Source organism: Polaromonas sp. P3_B4, assembly GCF_056402835.1.
The window spans coordinates 101320-117635 of the sequence record NZ_JBFUGQ010000004.1 but is presented as its reverse complement, the minus strand read 5'-3'; the positions used below and the strand labels follow the sequence as shown (position 1 = coordinate 117635).

The 16316-nt window shown below is 64.3% G+C and carries 17 protein-coding genes; 14 read left to right on the top strand and 3 right to left on the bottom strand.

All coding sequences use genetic code 11. From position 1 onward, the window contains the following. The first annotated feature begins 19 nt into the window (after positions 1-19). The 7 genes from AC1DVV_RS21905 (at position 20) to AC1DVV_RS21875 (ending at position 7307) form a co-directional block, all read left to right on the top strand. On the top strand, positions 20-766 hold the full coding sequence (locus AC1DVV_RS21905) for an AzlC family ABC transporter permease (protein ID WP_457282409.1): 747 nt from the start codon (positions 20-22) through the stop codon (positions 764-766). After that, positions 763-1098, top strand: coding sequence for an AzlD domain-containing protein (locus AC1DVV_RS21900; RefSeq protein ID WP_457282408.1), 336 nt, complete (start codon positions 763-765; stop codon positions 1096-1098). The genes AC1DVV_RS21905 and AC1DVV_RS21900 overlap by 4 nt, the downstream gene beginning before the upstream one ends. A gap of 388 nt (positions 1099-1486) precedes the next feature. Next, a complete protein-coding gene (locus AC1DVV_RS21895) occupies positions 1487-2680 on the top strand; it encodes a phosphoglycerate kinase (RefSeq protein ID WP_457282407.1) in 1194 nt (397 codons plus the stop codon). Between the two features lie 179 nt (positions 2681-2859). Then, entirely contained in the window at positions 2860-4293 is a 1434-nt protein-coding gene (gene pyk, locus AC1DVV_RS21890; RefSeq protein ID WP_457282458.1) for a pyruvate kinase, read from the top strand. A gap of 500 nt (positions 4294-4793) precedes the next feature. Further along, positions 4794-5858 carry a class II fructose-bisphosphate aldolase gene (fba, locus tag AC1DVV_RS21885; RefSeq protein WP_477666946.1) on the top strand — a complete coding sequence of 355 codons (1065 nt, stop codon included), beginning with the start codon at positions 4794-4796 and terminating at the stop codon, positions 5856-5858. Positions 5859-5980: 122 nt separating this feature from the next. Then, the gene (locus tag AC1DVV_RS21880) at positions 5981-6889 is read left to right on the top strand and encodes a phosphoribosylaminoimidazolesuccinocarboxamide synthase (RefSeq protein ID WP_457282405.1); all 909 of its coding nucleotides are present in this window, start codon (positions 5981-5983) and stop codon (positions 6887-6889) included. A 28-nt stretch (positions 6890-6917) separates the two neighbouring features. Continuing rightward, positions 6918-7307 carry a hypothetical protein gene (locus AC1DVV_RS21875; RefSeq protein ID WP_457282404.1) on the top strand — a complete coding sequence of 130 codons (390 nt, stop codon included), beginning with the start codon at positions 6918-6920 and terminating at the stop codon, positions 7305-7307. A gap of 3 nt (positions 7308-7310) precedes the next feature. Here AC1DVV_RS21875 and trxA read toward each other — a convergent pair whose 3' ends face one another. After that, positions 7311-8210 carry a thioredoxin gene (gene trxA / locus AC1DVV_RS21870; protein WP_457282403.1) on the bottom strand — a complete coding sequence of 300 codons (900 nt, stop codon included), beginning with the start codon at positions 8208-8210 and terminating at the stop codon, positions 7311-7313. A 160-nt stretch (positions 8211-8370) separates the two neighbouring features. Between trxA and purE the strand changes: the two genes are divergently transcribed. The 4 genes from purE to AC1DVV_RS21850 all read left to right on the top strand — a co-directional run bounded on the left by purE (position 8371) and on the right by AC1DVV_RS21850 (position 12137). Then, the gene (gene purE / locus AC1DVV_RS21865; RefSeq protein ID WP_457282402.1) at positions 8371-8880 is read left to right on the top strand and encodes a 5-(carboxyamino)imidazole ribonucleotide mutase; all 510 of its coding nucleotides are present in this window, start codon (positions 8371-8373) and stop codon (positions 8878-8880) included. Beyond that, positions 8877-10145, top strand: a complete 1269-nt coding sequence (locus tag AC1DVV_RS21860; protein WP_457282401.1) for a 5-(carboxyamino)imidazole ribonucleotide synthase — start codon at positions 8877-8879, stop codon at positions 10143-10145. Before purE ends, AC1DVV_RS21860 begins: the two co-directional genes overlap by 4 nt. Further along, positions 10145-11134 (top strand): L-threonylcarbamoyladenylate synthase, encoded by a 990-nt coding sequence (locus tag AC1DVV_RS21855; protein ID WP_477701608.1) that lies wholly within the window; start codon positions 10145-10147, stop codon positions 11132-11134. Before AC1DVV_RS21860 ends, AC1DVV_RS21855 begins: the two co-directional genes overlap by 1 nt. A gap of 379 nt (positions 11135-11513) precedes the next feature. After that, complete coding sequence (locus AC1DVV_RS21850; RefSeq protein WP_477701607.1) at positions 11514-12137, top strand: LysE family translocator; 624 nt, start codon at positions 11514-11516, stop codon at positions 12135-12137. A gap of 226 nt (positions 12138-12363) precedes the next feature. On the opposite strand, the gene AC1DVV_RS21845 is transcribed toward AC1DVV_RS21850, so the two are convergent. Continuing rightward, positions 12364-12627: a SemiSWEET transporter gene (locus AC1DVV_RS21845; RefSeq protein WP_457282398.1), complete on the bottom strand. Its 264-nt coding sequence runs from the start codon at positions 12625-12627 to the stop codon at positions 12364-12366. Continuing rightward, complete coding sequence (gene dacB, locus AC1DVV_RS21840; RefSeq protein WP_477666942.1) at positions 12624-14129, bottom strand: D-alanyl-D-alanine carboxypeptidase/D-alanyl-D-alanine endopeptidase; 1506 nt, start codon at positions 14127-14129, stop codon at positions 12624-12626. The genes AC1DVV_RS21845 and dacB overlap by 4 nt, the downstream gene beginning before the upstream one ends. A gap of 176 nt (positions 14130-14305) precedes the next feature. Between dacB and tsaB the strand changes: the two genes are divergently transcribed. Genes tsaB through AC1DVV_RS21825 form a run of 3 tightly spaced genes read left to right on the top strand, consistent with a single transcriptional unit; the run spans position 14306 to position 16316 of the window. Further along, positions 14306-15061, top strand: coding sequence for a tRNA (adenosine(37)-N6)-threonylcarbamoyltransferase complex dimerization subunit type 1 TsaB (gene tsaB, locus AC1DVV_RS21835; RefSeq protein WP_477701606.1), 756 nt, complete (start codon positions 14306-14308; stop codon positions 15059-15061). Further along, positions 15058-15537, top strand: coding sequence for a ribosomal protein S18-alanine N-acetyltransferase (rimI, locus tag AC1DVV_RS21830; protein ID WP_477701605.1), 480 nt, complete (start codon positions 15058-15060; stop codon positions 15535-15537). The genes tsaB and rimI overlap by 4 nt, the downstream gene beginning before the upstream one ends. Further along, positions 15534-16316, top strand: a complete 783-nt coding sequence (locus AC1DVV_RS21825) for a uracil-DNA glycosylase family protein (protein WP_477701604.1) — start codon at positions 15534-15536, stop codon at positions 16314-16316. Before rimI ends, AC1DVV_RS21825 begins: the two co-directional genes overlap by 4 nt.

The window sequence follows — 16316 nt, the reverse complement described above, 5'->3', positions numbered from 1 at the left end:
AGAAAAGGGTGGGGTTTTTGTGAAGACATTCTTCAAGCATCCGGACTTCCGGCTCGGGGTGAGTGAGCTCGCCACCGTCGCGCCGGGTATCGCCGCCTGGGGCCTGATGACAGGCGTGGCGATGGTCAAGTCGGGCATGAGTCTTATCGAGGTGCTGCTGATGGCGGTGCTGGTTTTTGCCGGCAGTTCCCAACTGGCAGCCTTGCCACTTATCGTGGCTGGCGCACCCATGTGGGTGATTCTGGCCACCTCGTTTTGCGTCAACCTGCGCTTCATGGTCTTCAGCGCCCACCTGCGCCCCTATGTGATGCACCAGAGCTTGTGGCGCCGCATGGCTTTTGGCTACGGCATGGCCGACCTGAACTATGTGCTTTTTACCAAACGCTTCCCGCACCCGGCCGCCGATGCTGCCGGCATTGAAGCCCAGGACGCCTACTGGGTAGGCAGCTGCGGCATGAGCTGGGTCAGCTGGGTGGGCGCCACGCTGGTGGGAATCGCGCTGGCCAATTCCATTCCGCTGTCCTGGGGCCTGGGCTTTGCCGGCATCCTGGCGCTGCTGGGCATCATGTGGTCGCTGGCCACCACCCGACTGCGCGCGGTGTCTGCAGCCATCGCGGGTGCCGCCGCTGTCGCCACCTTCGCCTTGCCGCTCAAGTTCAATATCCTGGTGGGCATTGCCGTGGCCGTCATCGTCTGCCTGGTGCTGGAAAAATCAGCGCCGGCCAAGCCTGCGGTATCCACTCCCGGAACCGGAGACGCAGCATGAACCAGACGGATCTCTGGACGGTGGTGACCATCATCGGCATGACGCTGATGACCGTCCTCACGCGCTCCTTCTTTTTTCTCTCCAGCAAGCCCTGGACGCTGCCCGGCTGGGCGCAGCGCGGCCTGCATTACGCGCCCATTGCTGCGCTGGCCGCAGTGATCGTGCCGGAAATGGTGATGACGCAGGGCCACTTCATCGCAACCTGGAAAGACGCGCGGCTCTTTGCAGTAGTCGCCGGCACCGCCTGGTATTACTGGCGTCACGGCGTGCTGGGCACCATCCTGGCCGGCATGGCGGTGTATTTGCCGTTGCATATGGGGTTGAATTGGTAGCCCCCACGGTCGCTCACTTCGTGTAGCTCCCGAGGCCTTGCAGGCCGCGGCTCGCGAGACGCTGCGCCTCTGTCGCCCGTCCAAGCCTGCGCAGGCAGGCTTGGAGCCGCGGGCTCCAGCCCCTCGGGGGCCGCCCGCCCTTCGGCCCGGCAAAGCCGGTTCCGGGGCTCATGCTGGCCTGGTACGGCTCGCTTCGCATCGCGGTTGATGGTGGGCGCTATCAAATCAGTAGCTGCTTGCGCACGTTTTGCATGGGCGGGAGGCATCATTTGATGCTTCAATTTACGCTTTTCCGGCTTTGTCTGACGGGCCCAGGCACATACAGGCACCTACAATTTAGGGCTTTGGGCGCTGTGGCCCAAAGCATTTTTTATTTTGCGAGACATCCATGAACTTCATCCGTTTCTCCGACCTGTGTGCCAGCGGCAAAGTTGCCGGCAAGCGCGTGTTCATCCGTGCCGACCTCAACGTGCCGCAGGATGACAGCGGCAACATCACCGAAGACACGCGCATCCGCGCCTCGATTCCCTGCATCCAGATGGCGCTGGATGCCGGCGCCGCCGTGATGGTGACTTCCCATCTCGGTCGGCCGGTGGAGGGTGAATTCAAGCCTTCGGATTCGCTGGCGCCTGTGGCCAAACGGTTGGGCGAGCTGATGAAACGCGATGTTCCGCTGGCGTCGGGTTGGGTGGACGGTGTGGATGTCAAACCCGGCCAGCTGGTAATGCTGGAGAACTGCCGGCTGAACAAGGGCGAGAAGAAAAACAGCGAAGAGCTGGCGCGCAAGATGGCTGCGCTCTGCGATATTTTTGTGCACGATGCGTTCGGCACGGCGCACCGCGCTGAAGCCTCCACCTATGGCATTGCGCAGTACGCGCCCGTCGCCAGCGCCGGCCCGCTGCTGGCCGCCGAGATGGACGCCATCTCCAAAGCCCTTTCCAGCCCGCGCAGGCCGCTGGTTGCCATCGTGGCCGGCAGCAAGGTCTCGACCAAACTCACCATCCTCAAGTCGCTCGCCGCCAATGTTGACCAGCTCATCGTGGGCGGCGGTATTGCCAACACCTTCATGCTGGCCGCCGGTTTGAAAATCGGCAAAAGCCTGGCCGAAGCCGATCTGCTGGCCGAAGCCAAAGCCGTGATTGACGCCATGAAGGCGCGCGGCGCCGAGGTGCCCATTCCGACGGACGTTGTCACCGCCAAAACCTTTGCCGCTGACGCGCCGGCCACCGTCAAGGCGGCCACTGATGTCGCCGATGACGACCTGATTCTTGATATCGGCCCGCAAACCACCGCGAGACTTGCGGCGCAGCTCAAGGCGGCCGGCACCATCGTGTGGAACGGCCCGGTCGGCGTGTTTGAGTTTGACGCGTTCGCCAAAGGCACCGAAGGCATTGCGCGCGCCGTTGCGGACAGCAGCGGGTTCTCTATCGCCGGAGGCGGGGACACGCTGGCCGCCATTGCCAAATACGGCATTGAAAAGCAGGTCGACTACATCTCGACCGGCGGCGGCGCTTTTCTGGAGGTGCTGGAAGGCAAGACGCTTCCGGCCTTTGAAATCCTGCAAAAGCGCGCGGGCCATTGAGGCGCTACTTGCAAAATACGGCAAACCGCGGTTTGCAGGTTCAGGGCGCGACACGTTGCATGCAGCGGGCCACCCTCCGGCTTCTGGCCAATACCCCGGCTGCGGCGATGGCTTGGTAACCGCTACGTAACTCATTCGTGTAAAAATAAGAAACTAAATTACAGGAGACAGACATGAAGATGCAGCGCCGCGGCACCAAAATCGTTGCCACCCTTGGCCCCGCCTCCAGCGATCCGGCCTTGCTGGAGCAGATGATTCGCGCTGGCGTCAACTGCGTGCGGCTGAATTTCAGCCACGGCACGGCGCAAGACCACATCGACCGTGCCAGGCTGGTGCGGGAGGCCGCCACCCGCGCCGGGCGCGAGGTCGCCATCATGGCCGACCTGCAGGGCCCGAAAATCCGTGTCGGTAAATTTGCCGAGGGCAAGGTGCAGCTTGAGCAAGGCATGAAGTTCGTGCTCGACGCGTCCCGCACCGAGCTGGGTGACATCAATGGCGTGGGCCTGGACTACAAGGAACTGCCGCGCGACGTCAAGGCCGGCGACACCCTGCTGCTCAACGACGGCCTGATCGTCATGACCGTGGACAAAGTAAAGGGCGAGCAGGTCCATGCGACGGTCAAGATTGGCGGCGTGTTGTCCAACAACAAGGGCATCAACAAGCAGGGCGGCGGCCTGACGGCGCCGGCGCTGACGGCCAAAGACATGGAAGACATTCGCACTGCGATGAGTTTCCAGGCCGACTATGTCGCAGTGAGCTTTCCGCAGAACGCCAGTGACATGGAAATGGCGCGCCAGCTGTGCAATGTGGCCGGCGCCGAGCACCGCCACAAGCCGGGGTTGATCGCCAAGATCGAGCGTGCTGAGGCGATCCCCAATCTGGAAGCCATCTGCAGGGCCAGCGACGGCATCATGGTCGCGCGCGGCGACCTGGCCATCGAGGTCGGCAATGCCGCTGTGCCGGCGCTGCAAAAACGCATGATCCGCATGGCCCGTGAGCTGGACAAGGTGGTCATCACCGCGACCCACATGATGGAATCCATGATCACCAACCCGGTGCCCACGCGCGCCGAGGTCAGCGACGTGGCCAACGCGGTGCTCGACGGCACCGACGCCGTCATGACCTCGGCCGAGACCGCCGCCGGCCGTTATCCGCTGGAGACCATTGTCGAGATGGCCAATATCTGCGCCGAAGCCGAAAAAGCCGAGGACGTGAAACTGGATGCCGACTTCACCGGCATGACCTTTGACCGCATTGACCAGTCCATCGCCATGGGCGCCCTGTTCACGGCCCACCACCTGGGTTGCAAGGCCATTGTGGCGCTGACCGACTCGGGCTCTACGGCGCTGTGGATGAGCCGCCACCGTATCCATATCCCCATCTACGCACTGACGCCCAAACTGGCGACCCAGCGCAAGATGGCGCTGTACCGCAATGTCAGGCCGCTGCTGATGGACCAGAGTGTCGAGCGCGACACTGCGCTCGGCGATGCCGAGGCCCACCTGAAAAAACGCGGCATCGTCGAAAGCGGTGACATTTATGCCATCACCTGCGGCGAACCCATGGGCGCGCCAGGCGGCACCAATATGCTGAAGATTTGCAGGGTAGCTTGAGCCCCCACGCTTTTCACTTCGTGTAATGCGCTGCCCCCCGAGGGGGCCGCCCGCCCTACGGCCCGGCAAAGCCGAAAAATTGGCACACCCCTATCGGGCTCACTGCGTGTAGCCCTTTTCCCCTTGCAGGGGACCGCGCCTGCGGCCCGGCAAAGCCGGTTCCGCGGCCCATGCTGGCATGAAGAATCAGTAGCGTAACCAGCGGGGGTTTTCACCAGTGGGGGCCAAGGGTCCGGCTTCGCCGGCCCAAGGCGCCGCCCCCTCGAGGGGGGAACAGGCTACACGCAGTGAGCCTGGACGGGGGTGGACGATGTTTACACGCAGTTACGGCATGCATTCAGACACAAGTTCGGTTATCCCACCCTATTCGGGTAAACGTTAGAATCAAGGCTTCGGTTACTTCGTGGTTACGGGCGTTTCCAGGCGGCTTTTACGCCGCACGGCCCTCGCGAGGAACCCGCCTTTTGGCAGTGTTTTTCTAACTTCTGGGGATATCACACATGGCACTCGTTTCTATGCGCGAGCTGCTGGACCATGCGGCAGTCAACGGCTACGGCATTCCGGCTTTTAACGTCAACAACCTTGAGCAGGTGCAAGCCGTGATGGAAGCGGCCAAAGAGACCGGCGCGCCCGTCATCCTGCAGGCCAGCGCAGGCGCCCGCAAGTACGCCGGTGAACCCTTCATCAAACACCTGATCGAGGCGGCTATCGAGATGTATCCCAACATCCCGCTGGTCATGCATCAGGACCACGGCCAGAACCCTGCCGTTTGCCAGGGCGCCATCGACCTTGGTTTTTCGTCCGTGATGATGGACGGCTCGCTCGAAGCCGACGGCAAGACCATCGCCAGCTATGAATACAACGTCGAGGTGACGAAGAAGGTCTCGCAGCTGGCCCACAAATACGGAGTTACCGTCGAAGGTGAGCTCGGCTGCCTGGGTTCGCTGGAGACCATGAAGGGCGACAAGGAAGACGGCCACGGCACCGACGCCACCATGACGCGCGAGCAGCTGTTGACCGACCCCGAGCAGGCCGCCGACTTCGTCAAGCGCACGCAAATTGACGCGCTGGCGATTGCCATCGGCACCAGCCACGGCGCCTATAAATTCACCCGCAAGCCCACCGGCGACATCCTGGCGATTGACCGCATCAAGGAAATCCACAAGCGCATCCCGAGCACCCACCTGGTGATGCACGGCTCGTCCTCGGTGCCGCAGGAAATGCTGGCTGTCATTCGCCAGTACGGCGGCCAGATGAAGGAAACCTACGGCGTGCCCGTCGAGGAAATCCAGGAAGCCATCAAGCACGGCGTGCGCAAGATCAACATCGATACCGACATCCGCCTGGCCATGACCGGCGCGGTGCGCAAGTTCCTGGCTGAAAACCCCGAGAAATTCGACGCCCGCGAATGGCTCAAGCCCGCCCGTGAAGCCGCCAAGGCTCTGTGCAAGCAGCGCTACATCGAATTTGGCTGTGAAGGCCAGGGCGCCAAGATCAAGGGCGACGCCCTGCAGGTCGTGGCCGCCAAGTACGCCAAGGGCGAGCTCGCCCAGGTCGTGCATTAAAAAGCACCGAAAATTCCCGCCGCCCGCCCGCGCGGATTGGCGATAATTCAAAGCCCGTGGACTCTTCCTGAGTCGCGCGGGCTTTTTACTTTGACTCACCTTCGTTACGCTTCGCCCCCACCATGACCCAAGCACTCCATACCTCCGCCCTGACCTCCCTGCCCCTGCTGGCGCGCGGCAAAGTGCGCGACAACTACGCTGTGGGCAAGAACAGGCTGCTGATGGTGGCCAGCGACCGGCTGAGTGCATTCGATGTCATCCTGGGTGAGCCAATCCCCGGCAAGGGCGCGCTGCTCACGCAGATGGCGCTGTTCTGGTTTGGCAAGCTCGGCCACATTTGCCCCAACCACCTGACCGGCGAGACACCCGAAAGCGTGGTCACCCCGGCCGAGGTGCCGCAGGTCGTCAACCGCTCCATGCTGGTCAAGCGCCTCAAGCCCATCCCGGTCGAGGCCGTGGTGCGCGGTTACCTGGCCGGCAGCGGCTGGAAAGAATACCAGGAGAGCCAGGCCGTCTGCGGCGTACCGCTACCCGCGGGCCTGAAGAACGCAGGCAAACTGCCGGAGCCCATCTTCACACCGGCCGCCAAAGCCGAAGCCGGCGAGCACGACGAAAACATCAGCTACGAGCAGGTGGTGAAAGTAGTTGGCGCCGACATGGCCGCGCAGATCAAAAAGATCAGCATCGAGATCTATAGCACCGCCGCCGCCTTCGCCCTGACCAAGGGCATCATCATTGCCGACACCAAATTCGAATTCGGCCTTGATGAGAATGGCGTGCTTACGCTGATGGACGAGGTGCTGACGCCCGACTCCTCACGCTATTGGCCGATCGAAGGCTATGAAGCGGCGTATGCCGCCGGCCAGAACCCGCCCAGTTACGACAAGCAGTTTGTGCGCGACTGGCTTGAAAGCGTGCGCATCAACGGCAAGCCCTGGGACAAAACCCCGCCTGCGCCGCACCTGCCGGCCGATGTGGTTGCCAAGACTGCTGCCAAGTACCAGGAAGCCTTGGCCCGCCTGACGGCCTGAGGCACGGCAGCAGTCGCCGGCGCCCTCCATGGAGTTCCTGCTCGAGTTGCTGTTCGAATTTTTCGGTGAACTGTTTTTGCAGCTCTTCGGTGAGTTTTTTGGCGGTGTTTTCAAGGCGGCCTGGTACAAGCTGCACGGACGCGACCATGAGCTCACTCCCGTGCAGGAAGCTGCCTGGTCTGTGGCTACAGGTGTTGGCGCCGGCCTCCTCACCGTGCTGGTGGTGCCTCATCTGGCGATTCGCCTGCACTGGCTGCAAATTCTCAATCTGCTGCTTGCCCCTTTGCTGGCGGGGCTGCTGGTCGAAAGGGCTCGTGCGTGGCGCGAATCGCGCCGTGAATTCAGCGTTGAGGTGGCAGGCTATGCTGCGCTGTTCGGGTTTGCTTTTGCCTTGACGCGCTGGCTGTTTGGCCAATAAGCCCTAGCTCAAGACGACGCTGCTGAGGCGCCGACGATACGTCGCCACGGTCGCATCTTCCGGCGGGATTTGCCCATCAGCCACCTTGGGCTTGGGCGCTTCCATGACGTCGAGCACGGCGATGTAGGTCTTGCGTGCCAGGTCTTCGTTCCAGGCCTTGTCGCGCATCAGGATTTCCAGCAACTCGTCCAGCGCCTCAGTCCAGCGCTGCTGCGCCATGAGCCAGCGGGCTTTGTCAAAACGTGCTTCGAAATCGCGTTTGTTGGCCGTAATCCTTGCATCAAAACCGGCTGCAGCGCCCACTCCATGAGCGCCGGTAGCTACAAAATCCATAGCATCCATCCAGCGCTTGAGCGAGTCAAAGCGCCGCACCACGGTGGTCTGGGCGATCACAGGCGCAAACGCCACCTTGGCGTCGTCTTCGCGGCCCAGCTGCAGCAGCAGCTTCACATAGTCAAAGCGGGCGTTGTCGTCGGCCGGGTTGGCGGCGACGGCATGCTGGAGTTTTTCCAGCACGGCAGTGGGGTCCGTGTTTTCTTCTTCGAGCGCGAGTTCCTGCTCTTCGGGCTGCTCTTCAGCCGGCGGCAAATGCTTGTCGAGGAATTCCTTGACCTTGCCTTCGGGCAGGGCGCCGGCAAAACCGTCCACCGGCTGGCCGTTCATCATCAATATGCAGGTGGGGATGCTCCGGATGCCGAAAGCGGCACCCAGTTGCTGCTCCTGGTCGGAGTCGATCTTGACCAGCTTGAAGCGCCCGGCATATTCCACTTCCACTTTTTCAAGGATGGGCCCGAGCGACTTGCAGGGGCCGCACCAGGGCGCCCAGAAGTCGATCAGCACAGGCGTGGTCATGGATGCGGCAACGACTTCCGCTTCAAAGTTGGCAATGGTGACGTCGATCATGGTCTGGCAGAGTTGGGGTATCGGGGCCGGTTTTCAACCGGGTCGGCGCAGCTGGACGCCTGAGAGGCAAGAGCGTAGCACGCACGGCACGGCCCTTGCGGTGGCCTGCCCTTAAAATCATGGGGTTAGAACCTGCAACCCCGGCCTTGAAGGTCCCCGCATGACAACAAGCAACAATTCGGCAAAACCCCTGGTGGGTGTGGTGATGGGCTCCAGCAGCGACTGGGAGACCATGCAGCACGCCGTGCAGATCCTGACGCAATTCGGCATTGCGCACGAAGCCCGGGTGGTGTCGGCCCACCGCATGCCCGACGAGCTGTTTGCCTATGCCGAAGGTGCCGGCGGTCGCGGCTTGCAGGCCATCATTGCCGGCGCCGGCGGCGCAGCGCACCTGCCCGGCATGCTGGCCGCCAAAACCACCGTGCCGGTGCTGGGTGTTCCCGTGGCCAGCAAGCATTTGCAGGGCGTGGACTCGCTGCACAGCATCGTGCAGATGCCCAAGGGCATTCCGGTCGCCACCTTTGCCATCGGCAACGCCGGCGCAGCCAATGCAGCCCTGTTCGCGGTGGCCATGCTGGCCCTGCACAACCCGGCGCTGGCCGCCCAATTGCAGGCTTTCCGTGCAGAGCAAACCGCTGCCGCGCACGCCATGACGCTGCCGCCCGCATGACCGCCTCCACCTCTTCCCGGGCCGCCTCCAGCCTGCCGGAGTTGCCTATTTTTCCCGGCACGGCCTCGGCCTCCGGCCAGCCCGCTACCCTCGGCGTGATGGGCGGCGGCCAGCTGGGCCGCATGTTTGTGCATGCCGCGCAGCGCCTGGGTTATTTCACGGCGGTGCTGGACCCCGATCCGCAAAGCCCCGCGGGCCTGGTGAGCCATCACCACATCCAGGCCGGCTACAGCGATGAAAAAGGGCTGACCCAACTGGCCGCACTGTGCGCCGCCGTCACCACCGAATTTGAAAACGTGCCCGCCGGCGCGCTGCAGGCGCTGGCCGCCAGCCGCCCCGTGGCACCCGGCGCTGCCGCCGTGGCCATCGCGCAAAACCGCATCGAGGAAAAATCCCACTTCACCGCCAGCGCTGCTGAATCCGGCGTGCTGGCCGGCGTTACCTGCGCACCCTACGCCGTGATTGAAACAGCCGGGCAGCTGAAGGCGGTGCCCGCCGGTTTGCTGCCCGGCATCCTCAAGACCGCGCGCATGGGCTACGACGGCAAGGGCCAGGTCCGCGTCAAGAATGCGGACGAACTGGCCACCGCCTGGGCCGGCCTGAAGCAGGTGCCCTGTGTGCTCGAAAAAATGCTGCCACTCAAGGCCGAGTGCTCGGTCATCGTGGCGCGCGGCTGGGACGGCAGCGTCGTGAGTTTTGCGCCCCAGCTGAATGTGCATGTCGACGGCATTCTCGCGGTGACGCAGGCTTATGAAGGAAATATGCCTGCAGCGCTTGCTGGTCGTGCGCAAGCAGCTACCAAAACCATAGCAAAACACATTGACTATGTCGGCGTGCTCTGCGTCGAGTTTTTCCTGGTGGACGACGGCAGCGCCGATGGCGCGCTCATCGTCAATGAAATGGCGCCACGCCCGCACAACAGCGGCCACTACACGATGGACGCCTGTGACGTGTCGCAGTTCGACCTGCAGGTGCATGCCATGGCCGGCCTGCCGCTGCCGCAGCCGCGCCAGCATTCACCGGCCATCATGCTCAACCTGCTGGGAGATGTGTGGTTTGACACCCATGGAAAGATGCGCACACCCGACTGGCAGGCCGTGCTGGCACTGCCCGGCACGCACCTGCATCTCTACGGCAAAACCGAAGCCCGCATCGGCCGCAAGATGGGCCATCTCAACATCACGGGCCCCGACGTCGCTTCAGTCAAGGCCACGGCACGCCAGGTTGCATCCATCCTGGGCCTGCCCGGCCTGGACGCCCTCTGATGATTCTTCCCGGTACGGACCCTGAAGCCATTCTTGAAGGCGCACGCCGCATCCGGGCCGGTGGGCTGGTGGGCTTCCCGACGGAGACGGTGTACGGCCTGGGCGCCGACGCTTCCAGCGATCAAGCCGTCGCCGGAATTTTTGAAGCCAAGGGCCGTCCGTCCGACCATCCGCTCATCGTGCACGTGGCCGATGCGGCGCACGTAGACGCTTACGCCAGCAGCGTGCCGCCGTTTGCCGCGCGCCTGATGAAAGCCTTCTGGCCCGGGCCGCTCACCGTGATCCTGCCGCGCAAGGAAGGCGTGGCGGCGGCCGCGGCCGGCGGCCAGGATTCGATCGGCCTGCGCTGCCCCTCACACCCTGTCGCGCTGGCTTTTTTGAAAGCATGTGACACGGGTGTTGCCGGCCCCAGCGCCAACCGTTTCGGCCGCGTCAGCCCCACCACTGCGCAGCATGTGCAGCAGGAGTTTGGCGACAGCCTGCTGGTGCTCGACGGCGGGCCCTGCGATGTCGGCATCGAATCCAGCATCGTCGACTGCACGCGCGGGCGGCCTGTGTTGCTGCGCCCGGGCATCCTCACGCGCGCGCAACTCGAAGCCGCGTGCGGCGAGGCCGTGCTGGGCAAAGACGAATTCGAGCAAGAGGCTCCGGGCGATGCGCCGCGCGCTTCCGGCACGCTCGAAGCGCACTACGCGCCCGACGCCAAGGTGCGCCTGATGGACGCAGGCCCCATACAAACCGCACTCGATTTGCTGGGCGCCGAGGCCGCCCACATCGCCGTTTACGCGCGCAGCATCGTGCGCATCAAGTCAGAAAAAGTGTTGTACCGCCGCATGCCCGACGACGCGCTGGCCACCGCGCAGCAGCTCTTTGCCGTGCTGCGCGACTTTGATGCCAAAGGCGTCAAGCTGATCTGGATTGAAAACCCGCCGGCGGCCGCCGAGTGGGATGGCGTGCGCGACCGGCTGCAACGGGCTGCCGCGAGCTGAAGCGTCAAGAATCGGCTGCCATGTTGGATGGAACCATCGCTTGTCTCCTCATCGGTGCCGCCGTCGGGTTGTGGATGATGTGGCGCGAGCGCAGGAGCGACCGGCGGAACACTGGCGGGTGTTGCTACCAATGCGGAAGAGCGCTTGGCTTTGACTTCAAGACCGTCACGCGAAGGTACGAAGGAGGGTCAACCAAGCGCGTTGACTTCTGCGCGAAGTGTGCACGCCACCGGCTTGTCTGGGGCTGGCTCGTCCTTGGGCTCGTGATCATTTTTGTTGGGCTAATGTGGTATCACTTGCATCACTCGGGCTGATGCATACCGGCGCATCACATCGAATTTGTCCCCATGTACCTGGGACATCAGGAAAGAGGTAACCCATGCTCTCCATCCTCCTCACCATCTGGTTCCTCCACGTCGCGGCCATGATGAGCCCCGGCGCCAATGTGCTGCTGGTCTCGCAACTCGCTGCCAGCGATAGGGCGCGTAGCGCGGTGTTCGCGGCGCTGGGTGTGACGGCCGGGGCTGCCATCTGGGCGCTGTGCGCGGTGCTGGGCGTCAACGCCATCTTCCAAATTTTTCCGGGGCTGCGCCTGGTGCTGCAGGTGGCCGGTGGCCTGTATCTGCTCTATGTGGCGAGCCGGCTCTGGCGCTCGGGCGGCCTTGCACTGGGCGATGGCGGCCCGGCGGTGTCATCGGCAGCGGCGTTTCGCCTGGGGTTTCTCACCAATATCACCAACCCCAAGTCGGCGCTCTTTTTCGGCAGCGTGTTTGCCGCCTCGTTTCCGGCCGCTCCCAGCCCGGCATTGCAGGCCGCGGCCGTGGCCATGATCGTGGTCAACGCGCTGTGCTGGCACACGCTGCTGGCCTTTTTGTTTTCGCGCGAGCGGGTGCGGTTTGCGTATGCCCGTACGCGGGGCACGGCGGACCGCATCGCCTCGGTGGCTGTCGGCGCATTGGGCCTGGGGCTGCTGGCGGCATCATTGCGCGAAGCGCGCTCCTAGAGCCGGTTCTCAGGGCAGCGCGAATTGCCCGTCAGGCTCCGTGACGGGCCAGGCAGGCAGTTGCCCAAATTTCGGGCATTGTGGCGCAATGCCGCGCCAAGTGGTGTTTTCGTCCACAAGTCCCGCCGCCATCAACAGCCTTGTCCACAGGCGGCAGGGATAACTTGCAGGCACATTGATGAAGCATCCGTGCCTGCCGCGCTGGGCGTCTGTGGTACCGGGCTATTCAGTCGCCGCGCCCGTATACCAGCTTCATCACCAGAATGGCCAGCGCCAGGCCCAGCGTGACCGCGTTCGCCAGCACGATGGGCCAGGCGCCCGCCAGCACACCGTAGGCCAGCCACAGTGCCACGCCAACCGTAAAGGCGCTGTACATCGCCAGTGAAATGCCGCTGACATCGCGGCTGCGAAAGGTCAACCAGGCCTGCGGCGCAAAGCTCGCCGTGGTCAGCACGGCCGCCAGAAAGCCCACGATGTCTGTTGCGTTCATCGCTTGCCCTCCTTGACGGCCCATTCCAGCATCGCATCCAGTGCCGGGCGCGCAGCGGGCGCGTTCGCGTGGTTGATCAGCCCCACCACGATGTAGCGTGCGCCGCTGTCGCCATTGGCATAACCGGCAACCGCGGTCACGTCGCGCAGCGAGCCGGTCTTGACGAAAGCCAGCCCGGCCACCGGCCTGGCGCGTTCGCGCATGGTGGCGTCGGTGCCGGCCACCGGCAGCGAATCGGCGAGATCGGCGGCAAAAGGGCTTTTGGCGGCATGCTGCAGCAGGGCCGACAGGCTGGCAGCACTGATGCGCTCCTCGCGGCTCAGGCCCGAGCCGTTGTCCATCAGCGGGGGTGTGCTGCCGGGCAGGCTTTTGCGCCACCAGGCGGTGAGCGCTGCGCGGGCGGATTCAAGCGTGCCGGCTTTGGGCTGGCCCAGGCCGGCCCAAAGCCCGAGTGTCAAAAAGAGGTGTTGGGCCATGATGTTGTTGGAGTATTTGTTGACGTCGCGCACCATTTCCAGCAACGGCGGCGACTGGTATTCAAACCGCACCGCGGCCTTTTCGCCCGAGAGGGTACCGGTCCTGCGCAGCATGGCCAGCTCTGCCGGCGTGGCGTCGCGCACCGTTCCCGTCAGCAGGCCGCCCAGCTGGCGCCACGACCCTTCGATGGCGCGCGCCGCAAAACTCGCGGGGTCGGCATAGGCGCTGGGCCACACCTTTTCGCCGCAGGCCGAAGAATAGGTACCCAGGAATTCGATGTTGACGGGGTTTTCAACGCTGGCGCGCAGCTCGCTGCGCCAGTCGCCGCAGCGCGCCACACGCACGATCGGCACCGTCGCGCCCACCTGCACACCCGCCAGCGGCGGCTCATAGCGCACCAGCGCACGGCCATTTGGAAGGTCCGGCGTGAATGTCATCACGATGGTTTTGAAATTGATCAGCAACGCATCGGGCCGGGCGTTGTAGGGCCGCAGCGGCTCGCCGTCAAATTCGCCCGGATCGGTGGGCGGCACGCTGAAGGCGCTGCGGTCCAGCACGATGTCGCCGCGGATCGCCCGCGCCCCTCCGGCCTGCACCTCGGCCAGCAAGGCCTGCAGGCGTTCAACGACCAGCTTGGGGTCGCCGCCGCCCTGCACCACCATGTTGCCGTTGAGCAGGCCGCCCGAGGCGCTGCCGTCCAGTATCACCTTCGTCTTCCAGGTGAAGTCGCGGCCCAACGCGTCGAGCGCCGAGTACGTGGTCACCAGTTTCATGACGGAGGCAGGGTTCATTGGCACATCGGCGCGCCAGCTCAGGCGCGGCACCGGTTTGCCGCTGCCGGCTTCCACCACCAGCATGGACACCGCATCGCGCGGCACCCTGGCGCGCGACAGGGCTTTTTCAATCGGGGCCGGCAGGCGTGCGGTTTGTGCCAGGCCGGGGCTTGCGGCCAGGGCTGCCATGGCCGCCAGGGCAGCCAGCGCAACAGTGTGTGTCGTGCGCGGGCGCAGCAAGTCGTGGGTCATGCGGGGATTATCGCGGTTGAGCGTTCTGCAAGGCGCTGCCGGTGGGCGCCGGGGTGGCCGGCCATTGGCGCGGATAATCAGGGCTTACCCATCGGCCCCAGCCTCCGGGTACTCGCAGATTGCTATGAATTTAATAGCTGCTTGCGCCTGATATATAAGGGCTTGAGCCCGATTTAATGCCTGAACTTGTGAAATTCCTCGCTTTTGACACCAGCACCGACCGCATGTCCGTGGCGCTGACCGACGGTGCGCGCGTCTGGCAGCACAACGGCCCAGGCGGCGCGCAGGCTTCCACCACGCTGATCCCCGCCATCCTGGCGTTGCTGGCCGAGGCTGGCCTGGCGCTGGGCGAGCTGGATGCCATCGCCTTCGGGCGCGGCCCCGGCTCCTTTACCGGCCTGCGCACCGCCTGCGCGGTGGCGCAGGGCCTGGCGCTGGGCGCCAACCAGGGCGCCGGCATTCCCGTGCTGCCTGTCGACACGCTGATGGCTGTGGCTGAAGAAGCGCGCTTTCAGCAGCAGGGTGATGGCGAAGCGTCCCTGCGCGTCACCGCGCTGCTGGATGCGCGCATGGACGAAATGTATGTGCAGGGTTTTGAGTTCAGCGGCGGGCACTGCCGGGCGCTCGGCGAATGCGGGCTGGTCCGGCCTGAAAACCTGGAGCCGGACGCTGCGGCCGGTTTGCTCGCGGGCAATGTTTTTACGGTGTACGCCGGGCGTTTGCCGGGCAGCCTTGCGGCATTTGCGCAGGCTGATGCCTTGCCCACTGCCACCGCCATGCTGCGCCTGGCGCCGCAGCTGGCTGCTGCCGGCCTGTGCGTCAGCGCCGACCTCGCCCTGCCGCTCTACGTTCGCGATAAAGTAGCGCTGACCACCGAAGAGCGCGACCAGGTCAAGGCCGCCAAACTGGCGGCCGCCCCACCCCTTTCATGAACGCCGTCCTCAAGCCCCTCGAAGCCCAGTTCGAAGCCATGACACCCGCATGGCTGGATGAGGTGGTGCGCGTGGAAAAAACCGCTTATGACCATCCCTGGACGCACGGCAATTTCAACGATTCGCTCAATGCCGGCTACCAGGCACAACTGCTCACCGCCGGCAATGCGCCCGACGCCGTGCTGCTGGGCTATTTTGTGGCCATGAAGGGCGTTGACGAAGTACACCTGCTCAACATCACCGTGGCCTCCGAACACCAGCGCCAGGGCTGGGCCCGCATCATGCTGGATGCGCTGGCCCTCTGGTCGCGCGGGCAGGGCGCGCAGTGGCTGTGGCTGGAAGTGCGCGTGAGCAATGTGCGGGCCAAGGCCATCTATGAACGCTACGGCTTTCGCCACGTCGGCACGCGCCGCAACTACTACCCGGACGGCGCTTCCACGCGCGAAGATGCGGTCGTCATGAGCCTGGCGCTATGAGCCTGGACCTCGACAAACGCCAGCGCGCCATGCTGCGCGAAATGGGTGTGCGCGTGTGGCTGCCGGTTGCCGCTGCGCCTGCTGAAGCTGCCGTTGCTATTGATTTGGTAGCTGCTGGCGCGCAGTCAGTAACGCCTGCAAGTGAATTCGATCAAAAAGTCAGTGCGCCTTCCACGTCCGCTGCACCGCGAGAGGCTGCACCGCCCGTGCGGCCCGTGCAGGCGCCGGCTCGCCCGCAGGCCGAAGTGCGCGAAACCGCTGCACCCGGCACGACGGCAGCGTGGCGCATGGGAGACGCGCAAGCCCTGTACGCTGACGCCGCCCATGCTGAAGGCGCGCGCTGGCTGGTGCTGGCCGAAACGCCGGCGGCTGCGCTGCAGCGGGAGCCTTTCAACCCCTTTGAAGGTGATGCCGGCAAGCTGCTCGACAACATGCTGCGCGCTGCGCGCCTGCACAAGGCCGGCATGGTGCTGCTGGCGCCGCTGGTCCGGCAGGCGGCATCCGGTGCGGGTGCTGGCCTGCCTGAAGCGCTGCCCGCCCTGGTGGCCAGCGCGCAACCCGATGTCGTGCTCGTCATGGGCCGCCTGGCCGCGCAGGCGGTGTTGCAATCGACAGAGCCTTTCGGCAAACAGCGCGGCCAATTGCACAGCCTGCATGGAGCCCGCATGGTGGTGACCTACGACGCCACCTATTTACTGCGCAACCCGGCCGACAAGGGCAAGGCCTGGGACGACCTGTGCCTGGCCATGAGCTTGGTCGTTACTCCCGGCGTCGCCTGA

What these genes read in the sequence shown, in the direction of transcription:
- AC1DVV_RS21900 (WP_457282408.1), top strand. Translation starts at nt 763, where the DNA reads ATGAACCAGACGGATCTCTGGACGGTGGTGACCATCATCGGCATGACG.
- AC1DVV_RS21895 (WP_457282407.1), top strand. Translation starts at nt 1,487, where the DNA reads ATGAACTTCATCCGTTTCTCCGACCTGTGTGCCAGCGGCAAAGTTGCC.
- pyk (WP_457282458.1), top strand. Translation starts at nt 2,860, where the DNA reads ATGCAGCGCCGCGGCACCAAAATCGTTGCCACCCTTGGCCCCGCCTCC.
- fba (WP_477666946.1), top strand. Translation starts at nt 4,794, where the DNA reads ATGGCACTCGTTTCTATGCGCGAGCTGCTGGACCATGCGGCAGTCAAC.
- AC1DVV_RS21880 (WP_457282405.1), top strand. Translation starts at nt 5,981, where the DNA reads ATGACCCAAGCACTCCATACCTCCGCCCTGACCTCCCTGCCCCTGCTG.
- AC1DVV_RS21875 (WP_457282404.1), top strand. Translation starts at nt 6,918, where the DNA reads ATGGAGTTCCTGCTCGAGTTGCTGTTCGAATTTTTCGGTGAACTGTTT.
- trxA (WP_457282403.1), bottom strand. Translation starts at nt 8,210, where the DNA reads ATGATCGACGTCACCATTGCCAACTTTGAAGCGGAAGTCGTTGCCGCA.
- purE (WP_457282402.1), top strand. Translation starts at nt 8,371, where the DNA reads ATGACAACAAGCAACAATTCGGCAAAACCCCTGGTGGGTGTGGTGATG.
- AC1DVV_RS21860 (WP_457282401.1), top strand. Translation starts at nt 8,877, where the DNA reads ATGACCGCCTCCACCTCTTCCCGGGCCGCCTCCAGCCTGCCGGAGTTG.
- AC1DVV_RS21855 (WP_477701608.1), top strand. Translation starts at nt 10,145, where the DNA reads ATGATTCTTCCCGGTACGGACCCTGAAGCCATTCTTGAAGGCGCACGC.
- AC1DVV_RS21850 (WP_477701607.1), top strand. Translation starts at nt 11,514, where the DNA reads ATGCTCTCCATCCTCCTCACCATCTGGTTCCTCCACGTCGCGGCCATG.
- AC1DVV_RS21845 (WP_457282398.1), bottom strand. Translation starts at nt 12,627, where the DNA reads ATGAACGCAACAGACATCGTGGGCTTTCTGGCGGCCGTGCTGACCACG.
- dacB (WP_477666942.1), bottom strand. Translation starts at nt 14,129, where the DNA reads ATGACCCACGACTTGCTGCGCCCGCGCACGACACACACTGTTGCGCTG.
- tsaB (WP_477701606.1), top strand. Translation starts at nt 14,306, where the DNA reads ATGCCTGAACTTGTGAAATTCCTCGCTTTTGACACCAGCACCGACCGC.
- rimI (WP_477701605.1), top strand. Translation starts at nt 15,058, where the DNA reads ATGAACGCCGTCCTCAAGCCCCTCGAAGCCCAGTTCGAAGCCATGACA.
- AC1DVV_RS21825 (WP_477701604.1), top strand. Translation starts at nt 15,534, where the DNA reads ATGAGCCTGGACCTCGACAAACGCCAGCGCGCCATGCTGCGCGAAATG.